The sequence below is a fragment of the Bradyrhizobium sp. CAR08 genome, from assembly GCF_052871955.1.
Genome location: NZ_JBIXJX010000002.1, coordinates 177,414 through 198,520, shown reverse-complemented (window position 1 = coordinate 198,520; position 21,107 = coordinate 177,414). Strand labels below are relative to the sequence as shown.

At 63.7% G+C, this 21,107-nt stretch carries 23 protein-coding genes; 6 read left to right on the top strand and 17 right to left on the bottom strand.

Features of this window, described 5'->3' with window-relative positions; all coding sequences use genetic code 11:
- Positions 1 to 35 precede the first annotated feature (35 nt).
- Positions 36 to 1,889: a flavin-containing monooxygenase gene (locus tag ACIPUD_RS04605; RefSeq protein ID WP_247398252.1), complete on the bottom strand. Its 1,854-nt coding sequence runs from the start codon at positions 1,887 to 1,889 to the stop codon at positions 36 to 38.
- A 178-nt stretch (positions 1,890 to 2,067) separates the two neighbouring features.
- Between ACIPUD_RS04605 and ACIPUD_RS04600 the strand changes: the two genes are divergently transcribed.
- Both ACIPUD_RS04600 and ACIPUD_RS04595 read left to right on the top strand, forming a co-directional pair.
- The gene (locus tag ACIPUD_RS04600) at positions 2,068 to 3,693 is read left to right on the top strand and encodes a long-chain fatty acid--CoA ligase (RefSeq protein WP_247398256.1); all 1,626 of its coding nucleotides are present in this window, start codon (positions 2,068 to 2,070) and stop codon (positions 3,691 to 3,693) included.
- Positions 3,694 to 3,734: 41 nt separating this feature from the next.
- A complete protein-coding gene (locus ACIPUD_RS04595) occupies positions 3,735 to 4,946 on the top strand; it encodes an acyl-CoA dehydrogenase family protein (protein WP_085353044.1) in 1,212 nt (403 codons plus the stop codon).
- A gap of 212 nt (positions 4,947 to 5,158) precedes the next feature.
- Here ACIPUD_RS04595 and ACIPUD_RS04590 read toward each other — a convergent pair whose 3' ends face one another.
- Together ACIPUD_RS04590 and ACIPUD_RS04585 are read right to left on the bottom strand one after the other, a co-directional pair.
- Complete coding sequence (locus ACIPUD_RS04590) at positions 5,159 to 6,067, bottom strand: amino acid ABC transporter substrate-binding protein (protein WP_247398259.1); 909 nt, start codon at positions 6,065 to 6,067, stop codon at positions 5,159 to 5,161.
- A 178-nt stretch (positions 6,068 to 6,245) separates the two neighbouring features.
- Positions 6,246 to 6,665: a nuclear transport factor 2 family protein gene (locus tag ACIPUD_RS04585; protein WP_446480188.1), complete on the bottom strand. Its 420-nt coding sequence runs from the start codon at positions 6,663 to 6,665 to the stop codon at positions 6,246 to 6,248.
- A 142-nt stretch (positions 6,666 to 6,807) separates the two neighbouring features.
- Between ACIPUD_RS04585 and ACIPUD_RS04580 the strand changes: the two genes are divergently transcribed.
- Positions 6,808 to 8,049 (top strand): amidohydrolase family protein, encoded by a 1,242-nt coding sequence (locus tag ACIPUD_RS04580; RefSeq protein WP_085352768.1) that lies wholly within the window; start codon positions 6,808 to 6,810, stop codon positions 8,047 to 8,049.
- A gap of 213 nt (positions 8,050 to 8,262) precedes the next feature.
- On the top strand, positions 8,263 to 8,574 hold the full coding sequence (locus tag ACIPUD_RS04575) for a hypothetical protein (protein WP_377827354.1): 312 nt from the start codon (positions 8,263 to 8,265) through the stop codon (positions 8,572 to 8,574).
- A gap of 12 nt (positions 8,575 to 8,586) precedes the next feature.
- Here ACIPUD_RS04575 and ACIPUD_RS04570 read toward each other — a convergent pair whose 3' ends face one another.
- The 7 genes from ACIPUD_RS04570 to ACIPUD_RS04540 are packed head-to-tail and all read right to left on the bottom strand — an operon-like array spanning position 8,587 to position 14,748.
- The gene (locus ACIPUD_RS04570; protein ID WP_085352766.1) at positions 8,587 to 9,510 is read right to left on the bottom strand and encodes an NAD(P)-dependent oxidoreductase; all 924 of its coding nucleotides are present in this window, start codon (positions 9,508 to 9,510) and stop codon (positions 8,587 to 8,589) included.
- Positions 9,510 to 10,379 carry an ABC transporter substrate-binding protein gene (locus ACIPUD_RS04565; protein WP_018459295.1) on the bottom strand — a complete coding sequence of 290 codons (870 nt, stop codon included), beginning with the start codon at positions 10,377 to 10,379 and terminating at the stop codon, positions 9,510 to 9,512. The genes ACIPUD_RS04570 and ACIPUD_RS04565 overlap by 1 nt, the downstream gene beginning before the upstream one ends.
- Before the next feature lie 21 nt (positions 10,380 to 10,400).
- Positions 10,401 to 11,084, bottom strand: a complete 684-nt coding sequence (locus ACIPUD_RS04560) for a 4-carboxy-4-hydroxy-2-oxoadipate aldolase/oxaloacetate decarboxylase (protein ID WP_085352765.1) — start codon at positions 11,082 to 11,084, stop codon at positions 10,401 to 10,403.
- The gene (locus ACIPUD_RS04555; RefSeq protein ID WP_018459297.1) at positions 11,081 to 11,794 is read right to left on the bottom strand and encodes a PIG-L deacetylase family protein; all 714 of its coding nucleotides are present in this window, start codon (positions 11,792 to 11,794) and stop codon (positions 11,081 to 11,083) included. Before ACIPUD_RS04555 ends, ACIPUD_RS04560 begins: the two co-directional genes overlap by 4 nt.
- 38 nt (positions 11,795 to 11,832) lie before the next feature.
- On the bottom strand, positions 11,833 to 13,134 hold the full coding sequence (dctA, locus tag ACIPUD_RS04550) for a C4-dicarboxylate transporter DctA (RefSeq protein ID WP_446480187.1): 1,302 nt from the start codon (positions 13,132 to 13,134) through the stop codon (positions 11,833 to 11,835).
- Positions 13,131 to 14,015, bottom strand: a complete 885-nt coding sequence (locus tag ACIPUD_RS04545) for an amidohydrolase family protein (protein WP_446480186.1) — start codon at positions 14,013 to 14,015, stop codon at positions 13,131 to 13,133. The genes dctA and ACIPUD_RS04545 overlap by 4 nt, the downstream gene beginning before the upstream one ends.
- Positions 14,016 to 14,043: 28 nt before the next feature.
- On the bottom strand, positions 14,044 to 14,748 hold the full coding sequence (locus tag ACIPUD_RS04540; protein WP_446480185.1) for a TetR/AcrR family transcriptional regulator: 705 nt from the start codon (positions 14,746 to 14,748) through the stop codon (positions 14,044 to 14,046).
- 105 nt (positions 14,749 to 14,853) lie between these two features.
- On the opposite strand from ACIPUD_RS04540, the gene ACIPUD_RS04535 reads away from it, so the two are divergent.
- Positions 14,854 to 15,831 carry a tripartite tricarboxylate transporter substrate binding protein gene (locus ACIPUD_RS04535; protein ID WP_446480184.1) on the top strand — a complete coding sequence of 326 codons (978 nt, stop codon included), beginning with the start codon at positions 14,854 to 14,856 and terminating at the stop codon, positions 15,829 to 15,831.
- Positions 15,832 to 15,918: 87 nt separating this feature from the next.
- On the opposite strand, the gene ACIPUD_RS04530 is transcribed toward ACIPUD_RS04535, so the two are convergent.
- Complete coding sequence (locus tag ACIPUD_RS04530; RefSeq protein ID WP_446480183.1) at positions 15,919 to 17,067, bottom strand: mechanosensitive ion channel family protein; 1,149 nt, start codon at positions 17,065 to 17,067, stop codon at positions 15,919 to 15,921.
- A gap of 125 nt (positions 17,068 to 17,192) precedes the next feature.
- On the opposite strand from ACIPUD_RS04530, the gene ACIPUD_RS04525 reads away from it, so the two are divergent.
- Positions 17,193 to 18,443 (top strand): DUF763 domain-containing protein, encoded by a 1,251-nt coding sequence (locus ACIPUD_RS04525; RefSeq protein WP_446480324.1) that lies wholly within the window; start codon positions 17,193 to 17,195, stop codon positions 18,441 to 18,443.
- A 38-nt stretch (positions 18,444 to 18,481) separates the two neighbouring features.
- Here ACIPUD_RS04525 and ACIPUD_RS04520 read toward each other — a convergent pair whose 3' ends face one another.
- The 6 genes from ACIPUD_RS04520 to ACIPUD_RS04495 form a co-directional block, all read right to left on the bottom strand.
- Positions 18,482 to 18,724, bottom strand: a complete 243-nt coding sequence (locus tag ACIPUD_RS04520) for a hypothetical protein (RefSeq protein WP_446480182.1) — start codon at positions 18,722 to 18,724, stop codon at positions 18,482 to 18,484.
- A 34-nt stretch (positions 18,725 to 18,758) separates the two neighbouring features.
- Positions 18,759 to 19,022 carry a hypothetical protein gene (locus ACIPUD_RS04515; protein ID WP_018459305.1) on the bottom strand — a complete coding sequence of 88 codons (264 nt, stop codon included), beginning with the start codon at positions 19,020 to 19,022 and terminating at the stop codon, positions 18,759 to 18,761.
- 15 nt (positions 19,023 to 19,037) lie between these two features.
- Entirely contained in the window at positions 19,038 to 19,265 is a 228-nt protein-coding gene (locus ACIPUD_RS04510) for a hypothetical protein (RefSeq protein WP_018459306.1), read from the bottom strand.
- Between the two features lie 3 nt (positions 19,266 to 19,268).
- Positions 19,269 to 19,469 (bottom strand): hypothetical protein, encoded by a 201-nt coding sequence (locus tag ACIPUD_RS04505; protein ID WP_204510917.1) that lies wholly within the window; start codon positions 19,467 to 19,469, stop codon positions 19,269 to 19,271.
- A gap of 13 nt (positions 19,470 to 19,482) precedes the next feature.
- Positions 19,483 to 19,665 carry a hypothetical protein gene (locus tag ACIPUD_RS04500; protein WP_018459308.1) on the bottom strand — a complete coding sequence of 61 codons (183 nt, stop codon included), beginning with the start codon at positions 19,663 to 19,665 and terminating at the stop codon, positions 19,483 to 19,485.
- Positions 19,666 to 19,802: 137 nt separating this feature from the next.
- Positions 19,803 to 21,074 carry a cytochrome P450 gene (locus tag ACIPUD_RS04495; protein ID WP_446480181.1) on the bottom strand — a complete coding sequence of 424 codons (1,272 nt, stop codon included), beginning with the start codon at positions 21,072 to 21,074 and terminating at the stop codon, positions 19,803 to 19,805.
- Between the last annotated feature and the right edge of the window lie 33 nt (positions 21,075 to 21,107).

Sequence of the window (21,107 nt, the reverse complement as noted above, 5' to 3'; positions counted from 1 at the left end):
CGACGTCCTCTCCCTGGGTGATCCAATGCCCGAGCTTACCCGGACGAAGGCGCCGACTCCATGGCGTGATCATACGACAGTTCCAGTCCATCCAAATTGCCCTCCTGGCGCCACTTGTCCAGCAGCCGCAGGAATGCCACCGGCCCGCGCCAATACTGGCTGTTTCTCGCCGCGATCGGATCGAACACGCCTTCATTGTTGTAATAGCCGGGCGTGCATTCGGCGAGATAGGTCTGGCGGCCGAGCGCAGCTTTGACCACCTCCTCGACCCAGGCGTTCTCGGCATCGAGCGTCGGCTCCAGCGTCCGGGCTTTGCGCTTGCGCGCCTCGGCTATCACATAGGCGATGTGCTGCGACTGCTCGTCGATGATGTGCGGGAAGTTGGCGCTCTGGCCGGCCTGCACCATGACGATCAGGAAGCAATTCGGGAAGCCGCGACTGTAGAAGCCGTGCAGCGTCTTGACGCCATCGCGCCAGCGCGCCGACAGGCTCACGCCGTCACGGCCGTAGACCTCAAAGCCCATGCGGCGGGCGTAGTCGGTGCCGACCTCGAAGCCGCTGGCATAGATCAGGCAGTCGAGCTCATAAGCCCTGCCGTCGACCACGACCGCGTTCTCGGTGATGCGCTCGACGCCCTGTCCCCTGGTGTCGACGAGATGCACGTTGGGACGATTGAAGGTGTCGAGATATTCGTCGTGGAAACACGGCCGTTTGCAGAATGCCTTGTACCAGGGTTTCAACGCCGAAGCCGTCGCCTCATCCTTGACGATCGCATCGACGCGCGCTCGGATCTCTTCCATCTTGCGATAATCGGCCTGCTCGATGACCTTGAGCGCCTCCTCGATCGAAGTCACCGGCTGCGGCTGGCGGCGCGGCGCCAGCAGGATCTCGCCGAGCAGGCCGGTCCAGCCGTCCTGCACCAGATCCTGTTCGAATGGCTCGCCCGAGATCACGGCGGTGAAATTGTCCATGCGTTCGCGCTGCCAGCCGGGCCTGAGCCCCTGCGCCCAGCTCTGATCCGTCGGGCGGTCGTCGCGCACGCCGATCGCCGACGGCGTACGCTGGAAGACGTAGAGCTCCTTGGCCGAGCGGCCGAGATGCGGCACACATTGCACGGCGGTGGCCCCGGTGCCGATGATACCGACGCGTTTGTCGCCAAGACCACTAAGATCACCTTCGGCCGTGCCGCCGGTGTAGGCGTAATCCCAGCGGCTGGTGTGGAAGCTGTGTCCCTTGAAGCTTTCGATACCGGGAATGCCCGGCAGCTTCGGACGGCTCAGCGGGCCGCCAGCAAGGATGACGAAGCGCGCGCGGATGCAATCACCGCGATCTGTCTCGACCAGCCAGCGTGCCTCCTGCTCCCGCCATTCCATGTGGGTGATGACGGTCTGAAACAGCGCGCGCTCATAGAGGCCGAAATGACGGCCGATGCGGCGCGAATGCTCGTAGATCTCGGGGGCTCGCGCATATTTGCGCACCGGCATGTAGCCGGTCTCTTCCAGCAACGGCAGGTAGATGTAGCTCTCGGTATCGCAGGCCGCGCCAGGGTAGCGATTCCAGTACCAGGTGCCGCCGAAATCGGCTGCCTTTTCCACGACCCGGAAATCATCGATGCCAGCTTCGCGCAGTCGCGCGCCGCACAGAAGGCCGCCGAAGCCGCCGCCCACGATGAGCACCTCGGTCTGTTCGCTGACAGCCTCGCGCGCAAATCTGGAATTGGCCCAGGGATCGTCGAGATAGCGTCCGAACTCGCCGGTCACCTCGACATATTGCGCCTTGCCTTCGGCGCGCAGGCGACGATCGCGCTCGTCGCGATAGCGCGCTCGGAGTGCGGCAATGTCGATTGTAGATTCGCCGGCTGCGCCGGTCTTGTGTCTTTGCGCTGACATCCGTTTCCTCCCCCGGCGGACACTGCTTCGCCGGCAGCTAGCATCACTTAGCCCTGAAAAAGTGACGCATGCAATCGCGTCTCTCGCTTTTTGCGTGAACGTGGAGTGGCGTTCCGCTAACCTCAAGCGCACATCACAAGCGTACGTCATGCAACGACATGGCGGTCCGGAGGAGACGATGCAGGGATTGATGATGGACATGCCGCTCCTGATCAGCGGCCTGATCCAGTATGCCGCCGACTATCACGGCGAGGCTGAGGTCGTCGCGCGCGAGATCGAAGGCGACATCCATCGCTACACCTATGCCGACGCCCACCCGCGCATCAAGCGCATGGCGTTGGCGCTCAAGAGGCTCGGCATGATGTCCGGTGACCGCGTCGGCACGCTGGCCTGGAATACGCACCGGCATTTCGAGATGTTCTACGCCGCGCCGGGCATGGGATATGTGCTGCACACCATCAACCCGCGGCTGTTTCCCGAACAACTCGTCTACATCGTCAATCATGCCGAGGACCGCCTGCTGTTCATCGACCGCGCCACGCTGCCGATCGTGGAGACGATCGCGCCGCAGCTGAGATCGATCGAAGCCTATGTCGTGATGTGCTCGCGCGAGCGAATGCCGGAGACCAAGCTTGCCAACGTTCATTGCTACGAGGACCTGCTGGAGAACGAGCACGACACCGGCTTCGCCTGGCCGGAATTCGACGAAAAATCGGCATCCACGATCTGCTACACCTCGGGCACGACAGGCAATCCCAAGGGCGTGATCTATTCGCATCGCGCCGCGATCCTGCAGACCATGGTCTCCTGCAATTTCGACTTCCTGCCCGGGCACCTGGAAGGCGTGCGCGAGGTGATGATGCCGATGGCGCCGCTGTTCCACGGCAACGGCTGGAACATGCCGTTCACCGCGCCCTATACCGGCTCGAAGCTGGTGCTGCCCGGCCGCAATTACGAGCCCGACAAGCTCTACGAGCTGCTCGAAGGCGAGAAGGTGACGCTGTCCGCGGGCGTGCCGAGCTTCTGGCTGATCCTGCTCGACTGGCTCGGGCGGACCGGCAACAGGTTCTCGACACTTCGTGCAACATTGTCGTCGGGCTCGGCACCCCCGCGCGCGATGGTCGAGAGGCTCAAGCGCGAGTATGACATCGACTACGTCCAGGCCTGGGGCATGACCGAAGCCTTGGGCTGCTCGATGCCGGGCTTGCGGCCGGGCTCCGAGCATCTTGAGGACAAGGAGAAGTTCGACCGCCGCCAGGTGTCCGGCCGCGCCTGTTTCGGCACCGCCTTGCGCATCGTCGATGACGGCGGCAACGAGCTGCCGCGCGACGGCAAGAGCGTCGGCCATCTGCGCGCGCGGGGACCGTGGGTTGCGTCCGGCTACATGAAACTCGAAGAAGGCCTGGACCGCGACGGCTGGCTGATCACCGGAGACATGGCCGTGATCGACCCCCAGGGCCACGTCACGCTGACCGATCGCTCCAAGGACGTCATCAAGTCCGGCGGCGAATGGATCTCCTCGATCCAGCTCGAGGACGTCGCCCTGTCTCACCCTGATGTGCTGCAAGCCGCCGTGGTCGCGATCAATCATGAGAAATGGCAGGAGCGGCCTCTGCTCCTCGTCGTCCGCAAGAAGGGCGCGACCGTCGACGGCAAGACGCTGCTCGAGCACATGCGCCCGAAGATCGCGAGCTGGTGGATGCCCGACGCCGTTGAGTTCATGGACGAGTTCCCGATGACCGGCACCGGCAAGGTGCTCAAATCAGCGTTGCGCGAGAAATTTAAAGGGTATCGCGTCGCCTGAGCCGATTGCGCCCGGCCTGTCCATCGACCAAGGAGACAAAGATGCTCTACCCGATGTCGCCCAAAGTCGTCGAGCTCAAGCGCAGGCTCGACAGTTTCATGGACCGGCACATCTATCCGAACGAGGAACGCTTTTATCGCGAGGCGGAGGAGCTGGGGCCTTGGAAGGTCTATCCGGTCGTCGAGGAGCTGAAGCCGCTGGCACGTGCCGAAGGCCTCTGGAATCTGTTCCTGCCGGACTCCAGCCACGGTGCCGGCTTGACCAATCTCGAATATGCCCCGCTCTGCGAGGTCATGGGCCGCTCGCATCTCGCACCCGAAGTCTTCAACTGTTCGGCGCCCGACACGGGCAACATGGAGGTGCTGGAGCGCTATGGCACGAAGGAGGACAAGGAGCGCTGGCTGAAGCCGCTCCTCGCAGGCGAAATCCGCTCCTGCTTCGCCATGACCGAGCCTGCCGTCGCCTCATCCGATGCGACCAACATCGAAAGCTCGATCGTTCGCGAGGGCGACCATTACGTCATCAACGGCCGCAAATGGTATACCACCAACGCGACCGACCCGCGCTGCAAGATCTGCATCTTCATGGGCAAGACCGATCCCGACAATGCGGACCGCCACAAGCAGCAATCCATGATCCTGGTGCCGATGGACACAGCGGGCGTCGAGGTCAAGCGTGCCCTGCCCGTGTTCGGCTTCTACGGCGTGCCCGACCGTGCCTCCGAGGTCGTCTTCACCAACGTGCGTGTCCCCAAGGAGAACATGCTGCTGGGCGAAGGCCGCGGTTTCGAGATCGCGCAGGGCCGCCTCGGCCCCGGCCGCATCCACCATTGCATGCGGCTGATCGGGCTTTCCGAACGCACGCTGGAGAAGATGTGCCGGAGGGTGCGCAGCCGCGTCGCCTTTGGCAAGCCGGTTTCCGAGCAGACGGTGACGCAGGAGCGCATCGCAGAGGCCCGCATCATGATCGAGCAGGCCCGGCTGCTGACGCTCAACGCCGCATACGCGATGGACACCGTCGGCAACAAGGTGGCGACAGCGGAGATCGCGATGATCAAGGTCGCCGTGCCCAACATGGCCTGCCAGATCATCGACTGGGCGATCCAGGCCCATGGCGGCGGCGGCACGTCGAACGACTTTGGATTGACCCAGGCCTATGCGACCGCGCGTTTGCTGCGTCTCGCCGACGGCCCGGACGAAGTCCACAGGAACCAGATCGCGCGGTTCGAGCTGAAGAAATATTCGAACGCCTAGCGTCGCAAGCATTCCGCCCGTGCGGCTCGCTCTCTTTCCTTCTCCCCTTGCGGCAGAAGGTGGCGCGAAGCGCCGGATGAGGGGTCTGCTTCCGCGGAGACAAACCCCTCACCCCAGTGAGCTGCATCAACCAGCGGAGCTGCCCTCTCCCGCAAGGAGCGAGGGCAGGATGACACGCAGCCCGATTACAACCAGCGCCGTGGCGCCCTCACTCAATTCACCACGTACACATCGGGATCGAAGCTTGAGCTCGGCTTCTTGAAGGCGTTGCGCAAGGCGCCCGACATCGGGACGTTGTAATTGAGGCCGTTCGGCGGCGTCGGCGATTCCAGCCACTTCTTGTAGAGGGCCTCGATCTCCGGGCTCGCGTACAGCTCTGCAGTCGCGCGGTCGGCGAGCGCCTTGAACGGCGCGTCCTCCCGCCGTAGCATGATCCCGTAAGGCTCCGGCTTCGAGAAGGTCTCCTCGCTAATCATGAAGAGCTGTGGTTCTTTCGAGCGCGCGATCGCGACCGCGAGCTGCACGTCGTCGAGCGCGTAGGCTTGGGCGCGATCGGTTTCCAGCAGCAGGAAAGCTTCGGCCTGGTCCTTGGCCGGCATCACATTGATGCCGAGATTGCGCTCGGTGTTAACCTTGGCGAGCTGCGTCAGGTTGACCGAGCCGGCCACCGCCGTCACCGCTTTGCCCTTGAGATCGTCGATGGTGTTGATCTTTGCGGCTTTCTTGGCCGCAAATCGCGTGGCGCTGAGGAAGTGCGTGTTGGTGAAGGCGACCTGCTTCTGGCGATCGGCATTGTTGGTGGTCGCCGAGCAATGCAGGTCGAGCGTCCCGTTGACCATCAGCGGAATCCGGTTCGACGATGTCACGGCGAGGGTGTCGACGGCGATGTCGGGTATACCGAGCTGCTTCTTCACGGCATCCACGATCCTGAGGCAGATATCCATGGCAAAGCCGACCGGCTTCTGGTTGCCGTCGAGATAACTGAACGGGACCGAGGCCTCCTGGTAGCCCAGCGTGATTTTCTTGGTCTCTTTGACCTTCTGAAGCGTACCCGACAGGTCTTCGGCGGAGGCGGCAGTTGCAAGGCATGTGAGGGCCAGGACAACGGTGGGTAAACGCATCGGGAACTCCTTGAGGAGGCTTGCGCCCCCATGCCGGGCGCAGCAATCGCGCCGTTGATAGCGCAGGCGCGCGGCAGCCGCCAGACGAGCTTGCACCTATCAGCTATCGCGGCTTGCGATAGGGTGGACCGGCCTTTTGTCCCCCTGGAGTCGGGGCGCTCAAGCGCCAGGATGGCGCTTACGCGTCGATGCCGCGCTGGACCAGGATCCGCTCGGCGCTGTCGTTCCAGACGTCCATCTTGGTGATCTGGCCATTCCGCACCACGAAGCGGTCGACATAGCGGTTGCCCTCGAACGCGGACCCATCCATCCATTCGCCGTAGAGCGTGCCGACGCTATAGACCACGGTCTCGCCGTCGCCGGGGCAGACGTCGAAACGGTCCATCTTCTTCTTGACCCAGCGGTAGCGCTTGGCGTTGAAAGCGGTCGGGCCGCGCGGATGATCGAACTCGCGCCCACCGGTAAAGGTGATCACCGTGCCCGGCGCCATATAGGCAGCCGCGGCGTCCGGATCGGGGATCATCGACGCCGTGAGATAGGCTTCCACGATCCCGGCGTCGGACGACGGGCCGGCTTCGGCTTTTGCGGCAGCGGACATGGCTCATTCTCCAGGGCTTGCGAATACTAGCGCCGCTCTCGGGGAATACGTGCATATATTTTGAACATTTCCGTCGCTACACTGCCGACAATCTGGAGCCGCCAAACGCGGCCGAATGCACTAAATTCCTTCCGCAAGAGCCATGACCGCCCAATCCGCCTTTGACCTCATCTTTCGCAACGCCTTGCTGCGTGGTGCCGCCGACCCGATGGACATCGGCGTCACGCGCGGCCGGATCACCGCCATCGAACCGACGCTCGCTTGCGAGGCCGCCGAAGTCGATGTCGGCGGACGCCTCGCCCTGCCCGGCTTCGTCGACAGCCACATCCATCTCGACAAGGCCTGCCTGCTCGGCCGCTGCGGGCATGATCACGGCAGCGTCTCCGAAGCGATCCGCGCCGTCTCCGAGATGAAGAAGGGTTTCTCGGTCGAGGACGTCTACGCGCGCGGCGCCCGGGTACTCGAACGTGCTATCGTCCACGGCACCACGCGCATGCGAACCCACGTCGAGATCGATCCCCGCATCGGATTGCGCGGCTTCGAGGCGGTGAAGGCGCTGAAGCGTGACTATGCCTGGGCGATCGACCTGTCGCTCTGTGTCTTTCCGCAGGAAGGCCTCACCAACGATCCCGGCAGCGAGGAGCTTCTGATCCAGGCGCTGCGCGATGGTGGGGAGGTGATCGGCGGCTGCCCCTACACGGACACCGACCCGAACGCCCATCTCGCACGCATCTTCGACCTCGCCGAGGCGTTCGACCTGGACGTCGATCTCCATCTCGATTTCGATCTCGATCCCTCCTGGTGGCACCTCGACGAGGTCTGCCGGCAGACCGAGCGGCGCAACTATGGGGGGCGCGTGGCAATCGGCCACGCCACGAAACTCTCCGTACTGCCACCGGAGCGGCTGAGGGCCGCCACCGCGCAGCTGGCCAAGGCTGGCGTTGCCGTCACCGTGCTGCCGGCAACCGATCTGTACCTGATGGGGCGCGAAGCGACCCACAACGCGCCACGCGGGCTGACGCTCGCCCACAAGCTCGCCGCCGACGGCGTGCTGTGCTCGATCGCGACCAACAACGTGCTCAATCCCTTCACGCCGTTCGGCGATGCCTCACTGCTGCGAATGGCGAATTTCTACGCCAACGTCGCGCATGCCTCGGTGAACGACTTCGATACCTGCCTTGATCTCGTGACCGAGCTGCCGGCGCGGCTGATGAACCTTGGGGATTACGGCATCAAGGTCGGAAACCCCGCCGATCTCATCGTGCTCGATACGCAAGACAGCCGCTTCGCCGTCGCCGAGCTGCCGGATGTCGTAATGGGCTTCAAGAGCGGCCGGCAGACTTTTGCGCGGCAACGGCCCACTGTGTTCCGCCCCGGCTCCTGAGCCGCTCTGGACGCATATCTGCATTGAAGCGGGGCGAATTGCCGCGTTATTTCCGTTAGATGTTACCGTCGATCGCTCTCATATTCCGAATCCGGTAGAATACCGGATAGTCGATCCGCGCTGATTGCCGATAGCTGAGCGTATTGCCAGTCCCGCGGTGCCGTTCAAAGCAGAACCTGCACTGAAGTCTGCATTCAACGGGGAAGCATCGACATGTTCAGCGCATTCAGCAGCATCGACCATCGCGCCATTCGAGCGAGAACGCCCGGCGATGCCGCTATAAAACGGCTCGACGGCATCGGGCATGTCCTGTCAAACCTCGATCTGGCGAGCATCCGGACCCAAGATGACTTGACGCGCATGCTCCTGACGCTCGACACCGCCGACAAGTGCATTCGGGTGATCCGCGCGGAATTCCGGACCCAAGTCGCGAACGATCGGCTGGCCCGCAAGTCCGAAGACCTGATGGCGTTGATCGAACACGTCCGCGACGAGCTCACGGGCTGTTGCACCGTAAAATCCTGAGCAAGAGCCGCCCTATTTCTCGCGATTGATCTTCGCCAGGATTCGGTCCGCCTCGATGCGCCAGTCAGCGTTGCGAGCGAACTCCTTGGTACCCTTCGTTCCGAACAGGCCCTCGTCGGCGAGGTCCGCCACCCAGGCCTGCCGCTCGGCGGTGCCCTGCGCGGACCACGGCGTCAGCCCCGCTTCACGCACGGTCTCGGCGACCTCGCGTACTTCCTCGGCGCGGCGGCGGCCATGCTCGATCACACGCTGGAAGCAATAAGCACCCTGCTTCTCCCAATCGATCGTGGGAAAGGTTTCCGCCAGTGAAGCCAGCACCGCATCCTCGACGCCATGGGCGCGCGCGGTGGTGAAGCTTTCGATGACCATGGCCTCCAGCCCCTTGATCATGATGCTGCGACACATCTTCACCGCCGATGAAACACCGAGCTTGTCGCTCGCAACCTTGGCCGCAAAACCCATCGCGTTCAAAAGCGGCTCCAGCTCCCTGGCCCCGGGACCGCCGAGCAGCAGCGGCACCTTGATGCGATAAGGCGGCACCGACGTCATAACCGCGCCCTCGACATAACGTCCGGCGGCGCCATCAATCAGCGCGGCAGCGCGCTGCTTGGCGGCGGGAGACGCCGAATTGAAATCCAGGAACCAGGTGCCCTGATTGATCGCGGCCGCGCAGGCCTTTGCCACCGGCACGGCCTGGCTCGCGGTGACCGCGGAGATGATGAAATCGGACTTGGCGGTCAGCTCGGCGTGCGAGGCTGCGAGCCCCACACCGACTTTTTCAGCATGCTCGTGCAGCGAACCACCCTGCTCGCCCGCGAGCTTGATGTCAAAGGCTGTGACCTTGATGTCCTGCTGGCGCAAATCCTCGGCCAGAATCCTGCCGACCTCGCCATAACCGACCAGCCCGACCTGCCATCGCTTGGGATCGCCCGCCATCAGTTCAGTCCTCGCGTTGTTGCGTCGAACAGGTCCTCAACCGCATAGCGGCGCGGGATCAGCGCCTGCTGGAACGCGTAGTCGACGATCAACTCCAGCGACCTTCTGTTCGCTTCGATTCCGAACGGAACCAGGTCCGGCGTTGCCGCAGGCCCCGCCTGCGCCTTATTTTGCTTGAGGAGATCATAAATGCCCGAAACTACGTCAGGACGCGATTTCGCTAGCTGCTCGGTCACGACCACGAGATGGTTGACCGGCACGACGCCGCGGCGCGCGTACCATATGGCGGCTTCCGCGGCCGGATCGGGGAACAGCGGCCTCAGCTTGGGATCGTTCGAGGCCTCACCAAGGACGACGTCGAGCTCGCCGTCGAGCAGCATCTGAAGTATCTTCTTGTGCTTCGGCGCGCGCTCGGTGGTGTCGACATATTCGGCGACATGCGGGTCTTCGAACGTGACCCAGCGGATCTTGTCGAGGTTGACGCCGTAGTCGTTGGCGAGGATGCCCCTGATCCAGGCGCCGGTCGTAGTCGTGAACGAACGGATGCCGACGCGCTTGCCTTCGAGATCGGACGGCCCGAGGGTTCCCTGCGCAGGACTATAGAGCGCGTAGGAATGCTGGAAGCGGCCGAGCATTGTGGCAGGCAGCAGCACCAAGGGCTTGCCTTGCGCCTTTGCCATCAGATAGGTGACGATCGCCATCTCGCAGACGTCGAACGCTTGCTCGCGCACCATCGGTTTGAACGCAGTGTTGGTCGGCGTGTATTCGATGAAGTCGAGGTCGAAGCGGTTGGAGCGGAGCTCGCCGCTCTTCACCGCCTGGACATGGGGGTGACTGCCGAGCACGGCCTTCAGCTTGAGACGATCCATCGGCCCACTCCGCTGATTGTTTTAGACGTCCTCGGGATTGTCGACATAGACGAGCCCGGCCTTCGCCAAGGCCTCGCGCATGCTGTACATGTCGAGGCCCAGCTCGCCCGAAGCCAGCCGCTTGCGTTTGCCGCCTTCGTCCGCGTTGCGCTTCCTCGCCTTCTCGGCGACCTCGGCCGCGTAGCGCTTCGGCACCGCCACGACTCCGTCGTCATCGGCCACGATGATGTCGCCGGGATCGACGTTGACGCCGGCGCAGACCACGGGGACATTGACCGAGCCGAGCGTCGCCTTCACCGTGCCCTTGGCCGAGACCGCGCGCGACCACACCGGAAAGTTCATCTCGTGCAGTGCCCTGATGTCGCGGCAGCCGGCATCGATGATCAATCCCTGCACGCCGCGCGCCTGCAGCGAGGTTGCGAGCAGCTCGCCGAACATGCCGTCGGTGTTGTCGGTGGTGCAGCCCACGACGAGGATGTCGCCCTTCGTGCACTGCTCGACCGCGACATGAATCATCCAGTTGTCGCCGGGCTGCGCCAGCACGGTGACGGCGGGGCCGGCGATCGCCGCGCCGGCCCAGACCGGCCGCAGATACGGCTTCATCAGTCCGAGCCGATCATAGGCCTCGTGCACGGTCGAGACGCCGTACTCCGCCATCCCAGCGGGATCGGCACGCTTGATGTTGCGAACGACGACCGGCTTCATGCCAGCTCCTCCGCAACCGTCGGAAACAGCCGCTGATAGGCCTCGCCATAGGTCATGGACACGCCGGTGTTGCGGCTGCCCTGGATGCCGCGGTTGAGCGCGACGCGCTCGTAATATCCCCACAGGTGCTTCTGCGCGGCGAGGATCTGGAACGCCTCGTACTTCTCCTTCCAGACCTCGTCGATCTTGAGGAGCAGGTCCGGCTTGTAGTTGCATTGCTCCGGCTGGTGCGGCTCGAACAAAAACACCGGCGGGGCCGAATATTTGTACTGCGCGCCGGGCTTGTGGCCCATCGCCTGCGCGACCACGCGGGTTTCCTGCGCGAAATGCGCCGCGTTCGGATGGTCGAAATTATAGGGATCCTCCAGCGCGTGCGTCAGCACGAAGCGCGGATTGAGCTCGCGGTAGATGTCGACCATGCGGTCGAAATGGGCCTCGGCGAGCTTCAGCGGATAGTCGCCGCAATCGAAGAACTCGATCTCGGCGCCGAGCAGCTTGGCCGCCCGCTCCGCCTCGTCCTTGCGGCCGGCCTTGACCGATTCCAGCGTCGCACCCTTCTCCTTCCAGGCGAACTGGCTCTCGCCGCGCTCGCCGAAAGACAAGCAGACGATCTTCATGCGGTAGCCCTTCTTCGCATGCAGCGCGATGGCGCCGCCGGCGCGCCAGACGAAATCGCCCGGATGGGCCGTGATCACGAGACCTGTTTTCATGGGACAAACTCCCTCTATCGTTCGTCAACGTCATCGGTTCATCGAGTCGCGACAGCGGATTCCTCGCCGTCGAGCACGCGCTTCAGGCGGTCGCCATCGAGTGCGTCTTCCCATTTGGCAATCGCGATGGTCGCGACCGCGTTCCCGATCAGATTGGTTGGCGTCAGCCCCTGCGACATGAGGCGGTGGATGCCGAGCACGAGCGCCACGCTCGTCACCGGAATGCTGCCGGTGGCGGACAAGGTTGCCGCCAGCACGACGAAGGCGGCGCCCGCGATTCCCGCCGCGCCCTTGGAGGTCACGAGCAGGATCAGAAGCAGCTCGATCTGCTCGGCTAGCCCAAACGGCGTGTTGGTCGTCTGTGCCAGGAACACCGAGGCGGCGGCAAGGTAGAGGCAGGTGCCGTCGAGATTGAAGGAATAGCCGGTCGGGATCACCAGCCCAACGACGCTGCGCTCGCAGCCGGCCTGCTCCAGCTTGGTTAGCATCCGCGGCAGCACCGTCTCGGACGATGTCGTGGCGATGCAGATCAAGAGCTCTTCCCAGATGTAACGGATCAGCTTGAGCAGCGAGAAGCCACACAGACGCGCGACCGGGCCGAGCGCCACGATGATGAAGATCACGCAGGTGAGATAAAAGGCGCCGAGGAGCTTGCCCAGCGAGGCCAGCGAGCCGACGCCGAACTTGCCGACCGTGAAGGCGATGGCGCCGAAGGCGCCGATCGGCGCAGCCCACATCACGAATCCGACGATGGTGAATACCATCTTGGCGGCGATGTCGATGAGATGGACCAGCGGCGCGGCGCGCTCGCCGAGCTGCACCAGCGCAAATCCGCACAGTACGGCGATGAAGAGCACCTGGAGGATGTTGCCCTCGGCAAAGGCGCCGACGAACGTCGCGGGCAAAATGTTTATCAGGAACGGCACAAAGCCGATCACGCCCGACTGCTTGACATAGGGCTCGATCGCGCTGGCATTGATGCTGGCGGGATCGATGTTCATGCCGACGCCGGGCTTGAGCAAGTTCACCGCAATGAGACCGATGATCAGCGCGATCGTGGTCATGATCTCGAAATAGACGATCGCCTTGACGGCGACGCGCCCGACACGGGCCATATCGGCCATATGCGCGATGCCATGGACGACCGTGCAGAAGATGATCGGCGCGATCAGCATCCGGATCGCCTTGATGAAGGCGTCGCCAAGCGGCTGCATCCTGGCGCCCCCCTCGGGATTGACGATCCCAAGCGCGATTCCGGCCGCCATGGCGATCAGCACCTGGATCCAGAGCTCCTTCCACCAGGCGCGGCCGCGCGGCTTGTCGATCGCGAGCGCCGTCATTGGTCGAACTCGAACAGCCGCGCTGGATTATCGACGAGGATCTTCTGCTGATACTCCGGCTCCGGCGCGAACAGCGGGATCAGGTCGACGAGATCGCCGTCGTTCGGCATCGCCTTGACATTGGGATGCGGCCAATCGGTGCCCCAGATGACGCGGTCGGGCGCCGTCTCGACAATTTTTCGCGCGAACGGCACGGCGTCGGTGAACGGCGGACCGGCCGATGACACCCGCTCCGAGCCGCAGATCTTGACCCAGCATTTCTCGTCGCGCTGCATCAGCTCGACCAGGATCTTGAACGGCAGCTGGTCGAGCCCTTCGGACGCCTTCACCCGTCCCATATGGTCGATGGTGTAGCTCAGCGGCAGCCTTATCAGCATGTCGGCATGTTCAGGCAGGTCGATCGCATCGAAATGCAGATCAATATGCCAGCCGAGCGGTGCGACCAGCGCGACGATGCGGTCGAACACCTGCTTGTCCGGGACCCCGCCGAGATGGCGGACGAAATTGAAGCGGCAGCCGCGGAAGCCGCCCTCATGCAGCACGCGAAGCTCGCGCTCGGTGATGGTGTCGTCGATATTGGCAACCGCGCGATAGGCCCCGTTGCTCTGCGCGATGGCGTCAAGCGCCACCGTGTTGTCGGTGCCATGCACACTCGCATTGACGATGACGGCACGTCCAACGCCGAGCTTGGCATGCAGCGCGCGGAAATCCTCGAGCGGCGCATCTGGCGGCGTGTAGGAACGCTCCGGCGCGTAAGGGTATTTCGCGCCGGGCCCGAAGATGTGGCAATGCGCATCGCAAGACAGGTTCGGCAGTCTGAACTTCGGCGTGCGCGTGTCCGGATCGGGCGGCGGAATGGTCGGCGTGTACATCATTGCCATCGGATAACCCGCCGAAGAGACCGCGTGTTCAAGTCTTGCTGACGACCGGCCGTCGCCGTGCTGGCGCCTGATCCAGCGCCGGCGCCTGGAACGCGGCCACGGTGGCTTGCACCAATTGCTCGATGGCACTTGCGGCATCGCTGCCGTCGGCCTCGCCGCGCGACAGGCGCGAGACGCGATCCGGCGTCACCAGCGAATAATAGAGTGCGCCAAGCAGGAAGTGGCTGCGCCAGACGATATCGGTGCGCGGAACGTGCGGCAGGCTTTCGTGAACAGCATCGATGAAGGCGTGGCTGGTGTCGTCAAAAGTCTGTGCGATGATCTTTCGCGCGACTTCATTGCCCTCCGCGGACATCACCGCGCGCAGCCGCGTGAACCGCGCCCCGCCCCCGGCAAGATCACTGCCCGAGGTGAAGGCCGGCACGACATAGGCCCGCACCACCGCTTCGAGCCGGTCCTGGAGATCACGCACGCGCTTGGCGGCCGCGAGCAACTCGGAACGGCGCAAATTCATTGGCCCGCAATGACGCCGGTAGATCTCCAGCAGCAGGCCGTCCTTGGTCTTGAAATGATAGGTGACGCTGCCGGGATTGGCGCCGGCGGCCTGTGCAATATCGCGCACCGACACGGCGTTGAAGCCGTTGGTGGCAAACAGCTCCTCGGCCGCGGCGAGAATAGCCTCGCGCATGTTCGGCTTGCGGGCCGTTTCCTTGCTGGCGGGGTTGCGGATCATGTGATTTGTACTATCGTACAAAAGATCAGGTCTCGTCAACAAAAACCATGGATGACACCCGGAAAGGCCGAGAGACCGCCGCTGGGTGCAAAGGAGTGCTGGGAAATGCTGGGTTTCAACAAGACCATCAGCGGTCTGATCGTGGGCGCCGGTCTGCTGCTCGCGGGGACCGCCGCACAGGCCGACAAATATCCGAGCAAGCCGGTCCACATCCTGGTGCCTTATGCGGCCGGCGGCGCCGTCGACGTGCTCGCGCGCACCTTGGCTCAGGCGCTGGCCGGGACTTGGGGCCAGCAGCCGGTGATCGACAATCGTCCCGGCGCCGGCGGAATCGTCGCGTCCCAAGCGCTGACGCAAGCCGCGCCCGACGGCTACACGCTGATCCTCGTCGCGAGCGGCCATCCACTCAACCAGTTCATCTATCCGAGGGTGCCCTATGACACGTTCAAGGATTTCACCGCGATCAGCGAAGTCGCCTCCTCCCCGCTCGCGATCGTCGTGGCCAAGGACAGCCCCTATAAGACGCTCAGTGATCTCCTCATCGCGGCAAAGAAGGAGCCGGATAAGCTCTCCTACGGCATGTCCGGCAACGGCACCTCGGCGCACCTCGCGGGTGAGCTGTTGAAATACATGTCCGGCACCAAGATCGTCGCGATCCCCTACAAGGGCGGCGCCCCCGCGCTGACCGCCGTGATCGCCGGCGACATTCCGCTCAGCATCAATCCACTTGCGGAAGCCATCAGCCAGATCGAAGGCGGCGCGGTGCGCGCGCTCGCGGTGACCTCGGCCGAACGCTCCAAGGCGCTGCCCAATGTTCCGACCGTCGCCGAGTCGGGCGTGCCGGGTTACGACGTCTCCGTCTGGTGGGGCGTTCTTGGTCCCGCAAAAATGCCGCCGGAGATCGTCACGAAGCTCGAAAGCGATCTGAAGGCGGCGCTGCAGGACCCAAACGTACTGTCGACACTCAGCAAGATCGGCGCGGCCCCGGTCGGCTCATCGTCGAGGGATTTCGGCGCCTACATGCATGCCGAGGCGACCAAATGGGAGCCGGTGCTGAAGGCCGCCGACATCCGCGCGCAGTGAGGTGCTTCGCATGAGGACCAGCGCGCTGGACACGATCCAGCGCCAGGCAGGCTTGCGCGGCGCCACGAAGGCCGACGCGCAAGTAGGTCAATTGCGTGCGCTCGCCCGCATCTTCTCCGGCGGCGCGGGACGCCGCACGAAATCGGCGTCATCGTCGCCTCCTCCCGACGGGATCAGGATCGCGCGCTCGCGCGGCAGCGCTTCCGGCATCTCGTCCCGGATGAAGGCGATGAGCTTCTCCCTCATCTCGCAGCGCAGGTCCCAGGACTGCGGCGCGTTCCTGGCGCTGACGAGGGCGCGGAGCTCGATGGTGCGAGCATCCGCGTCGATCACCTGGAGATTGACCACCTCGCCGTCCCAGAGCTTGGACTCCTTCACTGCTTCTTCCAGCCAGCGCCGGATCCGCGGCACGTCGGCACGATAATCGACATGAAACGCAATCACGCCGATCAGGGACGCAGTGTCGCGGGTCCAGTTCTGGAATGGCTTTTCGATGAAATAAGACAGCGGCACCACCATGCGGCGCCAGTCCCACAGCCGGATCACCACATAGGTCGCGGCGATGTCCTCGACCCAGCCCCACTCGTTCTCGATGATGACGGCATCCTCGATGCGGATCGGCTGGGTGATTGCGATCTGCATGCCCGCGATCAGATTGCTCAGCAGCGGCCGGGCGGCAAGACCAACGATGATACCGGCGGCACCGGCGGAGGCGAACAGGCTGACGCCGTATTGCCTGACCGAGTCGAATGTCATCAGCGCGGTCGACACCGTGATGATGACGATGATGATATCGGTGACGCGCTTGAAGACGCGGACCTGGGTGACGTGCTTGCGCGCGACAAAATTCTCGGTGACGTCGCGAAAGTTCTGGAGATACCGTGCCGCGCTCATATCCACGATCCGGATCGAGATCCAGCCGATCAGCGCAATGAAGGCGACGACGAACAGGCGCGTCAGCGGCGTGCGGAAGGCGTCGTCCAGCGGCGCGAGCGGCAGCACCAACGCTACGGCGGCAAGACTGAGGGCCAGCTGAGTTGGGCCCGCGGTGCGGGCGATGAACACGCTCACGAGCGGGAGGCGGGTTCCGAAGGCGCGGTTGAACAGCCAAACCGAGAGGCGATAGATCGACAGGGCGATCAGGATCGCGCCCAAGACTAGAGTGAGGCCGACGAACCACGACGGGATCCACCCGAACATCCTGTCGATGTCGGCCAAAAGGGTCTGCCAATCCATTAATGTCCCCGCATTGCATCCGCGCTTGCGTTCAACGCGTTGCAGCGTCGTTCGCTCCCCCGCTCGGTGCAATGCAGCATCCCTCTGGTGCAATCGTCGCCGAACTGCGCTATTTCTGGTCAATCATGACTCGACGGACCGGCAGCGCCGATCTTCCCCTTCACACTGGCCGGGTTCCGCCCTGGCTGGCGACCCGCATGTCTTCGCTAGGCGCGATCGTCACACAGGCGATCGTCCATCATTACGGGCGCGATGCATTCCTCCAGCGGCTCTCGCACCCTTTCTGGTTCCAATCATTCGGGGCCGTGATGGGTATGGACTGGCACTCCTCGGGCATCACGACCTCCGTGATAGGTGCGTTGAAGCGGGGCTTAGGCCCGCTCCAGGATGAGCTCGGAATTTACGTCTGCGGCGGTCGCGGCCAGCATTCGCGCAAGACCCCGGACGAGCTGTTGCAGTTGGGCGACCGCGTCGGCTTCGACGGCGCAAAGCTCACGCGTGCGAGTCGCCTCGTGGCGAAGGTTGACAGCGCCGCGGTCCAGGACGGCTTTGACCTTTACCTGCACGGCTTCTTCGTCACCGCCGACGCCAAATGGACCGTGGTGCAGCAAGGCATGAACGGCGACAAGCGGCAGGCCCGCCGCTATCACTGGCATTCCGAGGCGCTGAAGAGTTTTGTCGACGCACCGCACAGCGCGATCGACGGGCCGCGGCAAGGCGAGATCGTCAACCTCACCGACCATCGCGCCGAGATCTCGCGCACCGCGCAACTCGAGCTTCTGAGCGATCTCGGCCCGGATCGTATCCTTTCCGAATTCGAGCGGCTCACCGGAACTGCGCCCGCGCCTGCACAGGCGACGCTGCCGCACCTGATCATGCCCGGGCATCACGACGTGCGGCCGAAGGACGTGTTTGCGCGCCGCCTGCACGGCACACTCGCGGCTGCGGCCGAGCGCGGCCCGGTCGACTTTCCGGAGCTGCTGCTGACTCCCGGCGTTGGCGCTCGCACCGTGCGTTCGCTGGCGATGGTCGCCGAAGTCGTGCACGGCGCGCCCTACCGCTTCAACGATCCCGCGCGCTTCTCGCTTGCCCACGGCGGCAAGGACCGGCATCCCTACCCTGTTCCACTCAAGGTCTATGACGAAACCATTCGCGTGCTGAAGGGGGCGATTCAGAACGCAAAGCTCGGGCGCGAGGAAGAGATGCAAGCCATCAAGCGTCTCGACGACCAGGCGCGGCGGCTGGAGCGCACCGCGCATGGGCCATCCGTCGAATCCTATATCGCCGGAGAGCGTGCGGCCTCGCCCGATCTCGATGGCCGTTCCGCGTTCGGCTGGGAGCGTGATCTCGGGCCGACAAAAAAGCAGACCGGCTGAAAGCCGGTCCGCGAGTTCAGCGGGAAGGAACGCCGCTCTCAGGTCTCGTCGGTGCCCGGCTCCTCGTCGAGCCGGTTGGCCGAGTGGTCCTGATATTGTTCGGTTTGGATCGCCTTGCCGTCCATGCCGCGAATGTCCGAGTGCTGCGCCTTGTCGCGGTTTGACAGCACCATGTTGTCGCCGATCTTCTCCTTGGGCACGTCCGTCATGGCACCCGTTCCGTCGCCCTTGCCGTGCATGCCCGATCTGAAATGCGTCTTGCTGCCACGACCACCTGGCATCTTTTTCTCCTCTTGCTTTGATCGCCCGTGCAGCTCAATGCTTCTGCTGTGCCGGCGTCGGTTTCGGCGGCTTGTGTCCGCTTTGGCCGGAATCATTGTGCTTGTTGTGATCGCTTTCCTGGTTGAGGCCGCCTCGGCTCACCGGGAATTCACTCTGTCGCGCCTCAGGTCGCGCCCGGTGAACGGCCGTATTCTCCGGATTGTGGCCGAGGGCGCGCTCAAGCTCTCGCGCGTCTGGGACATCCGGCTTGCGCTCGAGGATGCGAACCTGTTGCTCGTGGGTCTTCTTGCCTTGCATGCTCGTCCTCCGGAGCTATCGGCCTCTTCGGTGCGTGCCACTGCGTGCGATGTCCTTGTCGATGCCGCCAGCGGCGTTCACGTCGTTCTCGACGTCGCCTTCGATCGTGTTCTCGCCCAAGGCGTCCTCGAGGTCCTCAGGCGAGATACCGGCCATCGTTGCGCCCTTCGATCCGCCGATCATGGGGTTATTTTGCATATCCTTTTCCGTCGGTGCGTAGAGTTTGGGTTGCTTGTTGGTCATGCCTCACCTGCCTCCGCCTTTTCCGGCCTCGTCATGCCTGTGGTGTGAATCGTGCTCGCCACCTCCGCCGGAGACGCGGCTGTGGTTGCGCTGCGGGTCGTCCGCCGCGGGCTTCTTCACTTCGAGCGGTGCCTTCGCATTCTCATGCGATGCGCCTGGTCCGCCCTGACGGATGCTGTTCGGTGTCTTGGTGGATGTCGACATGAGGGTCCGCTCCTCAGCGATCTTGCTGATAGCCTTGGTTGGTGGTGTTCTGCTTGATGTTGCCCTGCTGCCCTTGCTGGTCCGGATTTTGCGCACGCTGCTGGCCGCGCGGGGCAGTCGAGGACACTTGCTTGCTGTCGCCGGTTCCCTTCGGACTTTGATTCTCGGCGGGAACAGGTGGCATCTTGCCGGTCATGATGCTGTCTCCTGTTGTTGATCTGCGACATCGACCGGAGGAACTCGTCGCGGCTTTCGATGTCGCAAAAACAACTAGAGCAACGGCATGCCGTTCCTATCGACGAGTGCAGAGAAATTTTCCGCAAGGTGTAAGTCTCAGCAGGCCACTGGCTGGGAACGAACCAACATCGATCCAGCTGATGCTGTCGCCTGTGCTGCGTGGCCGTCGGGCACGACAGGGAGGTTCGCGATCGCTCGCATGCCCGGTCGCTTGCGCCAGTGGATCTGAGACACGTCCACAGCAAAGCCAAGCCGCGGCCATCGCACAAACAACGCTTCCAGGGCACACGCTGCCTCGATGCGCGCGAGTTGATGGCCGAGGCAGAAATGGATGCCCGTTCCGAAGGACATGTGACGGTTCGGCTTGCGCGCGGGATCGAGGCTCTCGGGGCGCTCATGCATCGCCGGGTCCATGTTCGCGGCGGCGAGCATCACCATGACGCGATCGCCCTTCTTGAGACGCACGCCCGCGAGCTCGATATCCCGCCTCACATAGCGGGGCTTGGAGAACTGCACCGGCGACACGAAGCGCAGGAATTCCTCCACCGCAAGCCCGACGCGGCTCCAGTCCTGTGCCAGCCAGTCGCGGACGCCGGGATTTCTGAGGAGCTCGTAGACAGAACCGCTGATGAGATGCGTGGTGGTCTCGGAGCCCGCCGCGAGCAGTAGGAACACCATCGACACCGTTTCGTCCGGCGTGATCTGGCCGCCCTCGCGCTCGACCTGAACCAGCTCCGCGATCAGGCCTTCGCCGCCCCGCACGCGGGCAATCTGCAGCTGCCGTTCGAGGTAGGCTCGCATCTTGCGGAACGCGAACAGCATGCGGAAGAAGCTGGCGACGTTCGTAAGCGAGGACATCGTATTGGCCCAGGCGATGAAGCGAGGGCGATCGGCCAATGGCAATCCGAGCAGCTCGGAGATGACCGCGAGCGGCAGAATGCGCGCATAGCGCTGGACGAGATCGGCCGGGCTTCCTGTCAGGAACAGCTCGTCGGCGAGACCGTCCGCGATGGCGCGGATGCGCGGCTCCATCGCGACGATCGCGCGGCGGCGGAAGGCCTCGTCAACAATGCTGCGCAGCCTTGTGTGGTCAGGCTCGTCCATTGTCAGCATGTTGTTGGCGATGGTTCTGACGTAGTTCGGCATCCACCAGCGCAAACCCGCGACGTCCCCATCCTCCTTGCGCAGCGTGAAATCGGTGCCGTCCTTCAGGACCTGCGCGGTGGCCTCATGGGTCGTGGTGATCCAAACATCGCCGACGAGAGGAAATCGCGCCGCGACCACAGGACCGGACATGCGCAACGTTGCGATCGCCTTGGGCGGATCGCGAAAGAAGGCCTCGCTGGTGAAATCGAGGCGTGGTGCCATGTGATCACCGAAGCGGTTGACGGGGTCTCACCA

Bases quoted from the DNA above. Each gene is read 5' to 3' on its own strand.
- dctA (WP_446480187.1), bottom strand. From the start codon at position 13,134: ATGACGGCGCTCGCGATCGACAAGCCGCGCGGCCGCGCCTGGTGGAAG.
- ACIPUD_RS04540 (WP_446480185.1), bottom strand. From the start codon at position 14,748: ATGATCCGCAACCCCGCCAGCAAGGAAACGGCCCGCAAGCCGAACATG.
- ACIPUD_RS04560 (WP_085352765.1), bottom strand. From the start codon at position 11,084: ATGAAGCCGGTCGTCGTTCGCAACATCAAGCGTGCCGATCCCGCTGGG.
- ACIPUD_RS04555 (WP_018459297.1), bottom strand. From the start codon at position 11,794: ATGAAAACAGGTCTCGTGATCACGGCCCATCCGGGCGATTTCGTCTGG.
- ACIPUD_RS04600 (WP_247398256.1), top strand. From the start codon at position 2,068: ATGCAGGGATTGATGATGGACATGCCGCTCCTGATCAGCGGCCTGATC.
- ACIPUD_RS04545 (WP_446480186.1), bottom strand. From the start codon at position 14,015: ATGGCAATGATGTACACGCCGACCATTCCGCCGCCCGATCCGGACACG.
- ACIPUD_RS04530 (WP_446480183.1), bottom strand. From the start codon at position 17,067: ATGGATTGGCAGACCCTTTTGGCCGACATCGACAGGATGTTCGGGTGG.
- ACIPUD_RS04580 (WP_085352768.1), top strand. From the start codon at position 6,808: ATGACCGCCCAATCCGCCTTTGACCTCATCTTTCGCAACGCCTTGCTG.
- ACIPUD_RS04520 (WP_446480182.1), bottom strand. From the start codon at position 18,724: ATGCCAGGTGGTCGTGGCAGCAAGACGCATTTCAGATCGGGCATGCAC.
- ACIPUD_RS04595 (WP_085353044.1), top strand. From the start codon at position 3,735: ATGCTCTACCCGATGTCGCCCAAAGTCGTCGAGCTCAAGCGCAGGCTC.
- ACIPUD_RS04570 (WP_085352766.1), bottom strand. From the start codon at position 9,510: ATGGCGGGCGATCCCAAGCGATGGCAGGTCGGGCTGGTCGGTTATGGC.
- ACIPUD_RS04495 (WP_446480181.1), bottom strand. From the start codon at position 21,074: ATGGCACCACGCCTCGATTTCACCAGCGAGGCCTTCTTTCGCGATCCG.
- ACIPUD_RS04515 (WP_018459305.1), bottom strand. From the start codon at position 19,022: ATGCAAGGCAAGAAGACCCACGAGCAACAGGTTCGCATCCTCGAGCGC.
- ACIPUD_RS04505 (WP_204510917.1), bottom strand. From the start codon at position 19,469: ATGTCGACATCCACCAAGACACCGAACAGCATCCGTCAGGGCGGACCA.
- ACIPUD_RS04565 (WP_018459295.1), bottom strand. From the start codon at position 10,379: ATGGATCGTCTCAAGCTGAAGGCCGTGCTCGGCAGTCACCCCCATGTC.
- ACIPUD_RS04510 (WP_018459306.1), bottom strand. From the start codon at position 19,265: ATGACCAACAAGCAACCCAAACTCTACGCACCGACGGAAAAGGATATG.
- ACIPUD_RS04575 (WP_377827354.1), top strand. From the start codon at position 8,263: ATGTTCAGCGCATTCAGCAGCATCGACCATCGCGCCATTCGAGCGAGA.
- ACIPUD_RS04500 (WP_018459308.1), bottom strand. From the start codon at position 19,665: ATGACCGGCAAGATGCCACCTGTTCCCGCCGAGAATCAAAGTCCGAAG.
- ACIPUD_RS04590 (WP_247398259.1), bottom strand. From the start codon at position 6,067: ATGCGTTTACCCACCGTTGTCCTGGCCCTCACATGCCTTGCAACTGCC.
- ACIPUD_RS04535 (WP_446480184.1), top strand. From the start codon at position 14,854: ATGCTGGGTTTCAACAAGACCATCAGCGGTCTGATCGTGGGCGCCGGT.
- ACIPUD_RS04525 (WP_446480324.1), top strand. From the start codon at position 17,193: ATGACTCGACGGACCGGCAGCGCCGATCTTCCCCTTCACACTGGCCGG.
- ACIPUD_RS04605 (WP_247398252.1), bottom strand. From the start codon at position 1,889: ATGTCAGCGCAAAGACACAAGACCGGCGCAGCCGGCGAATCTACAATC.
- ACIPUD_RS04585 (WP_446480188.1), bottom strand. From the start codon at position 6,665: ATGTCCGCTGCCGCAAAAGCCGAAGCCGGCCCGTCGTCCGACGCCGGG.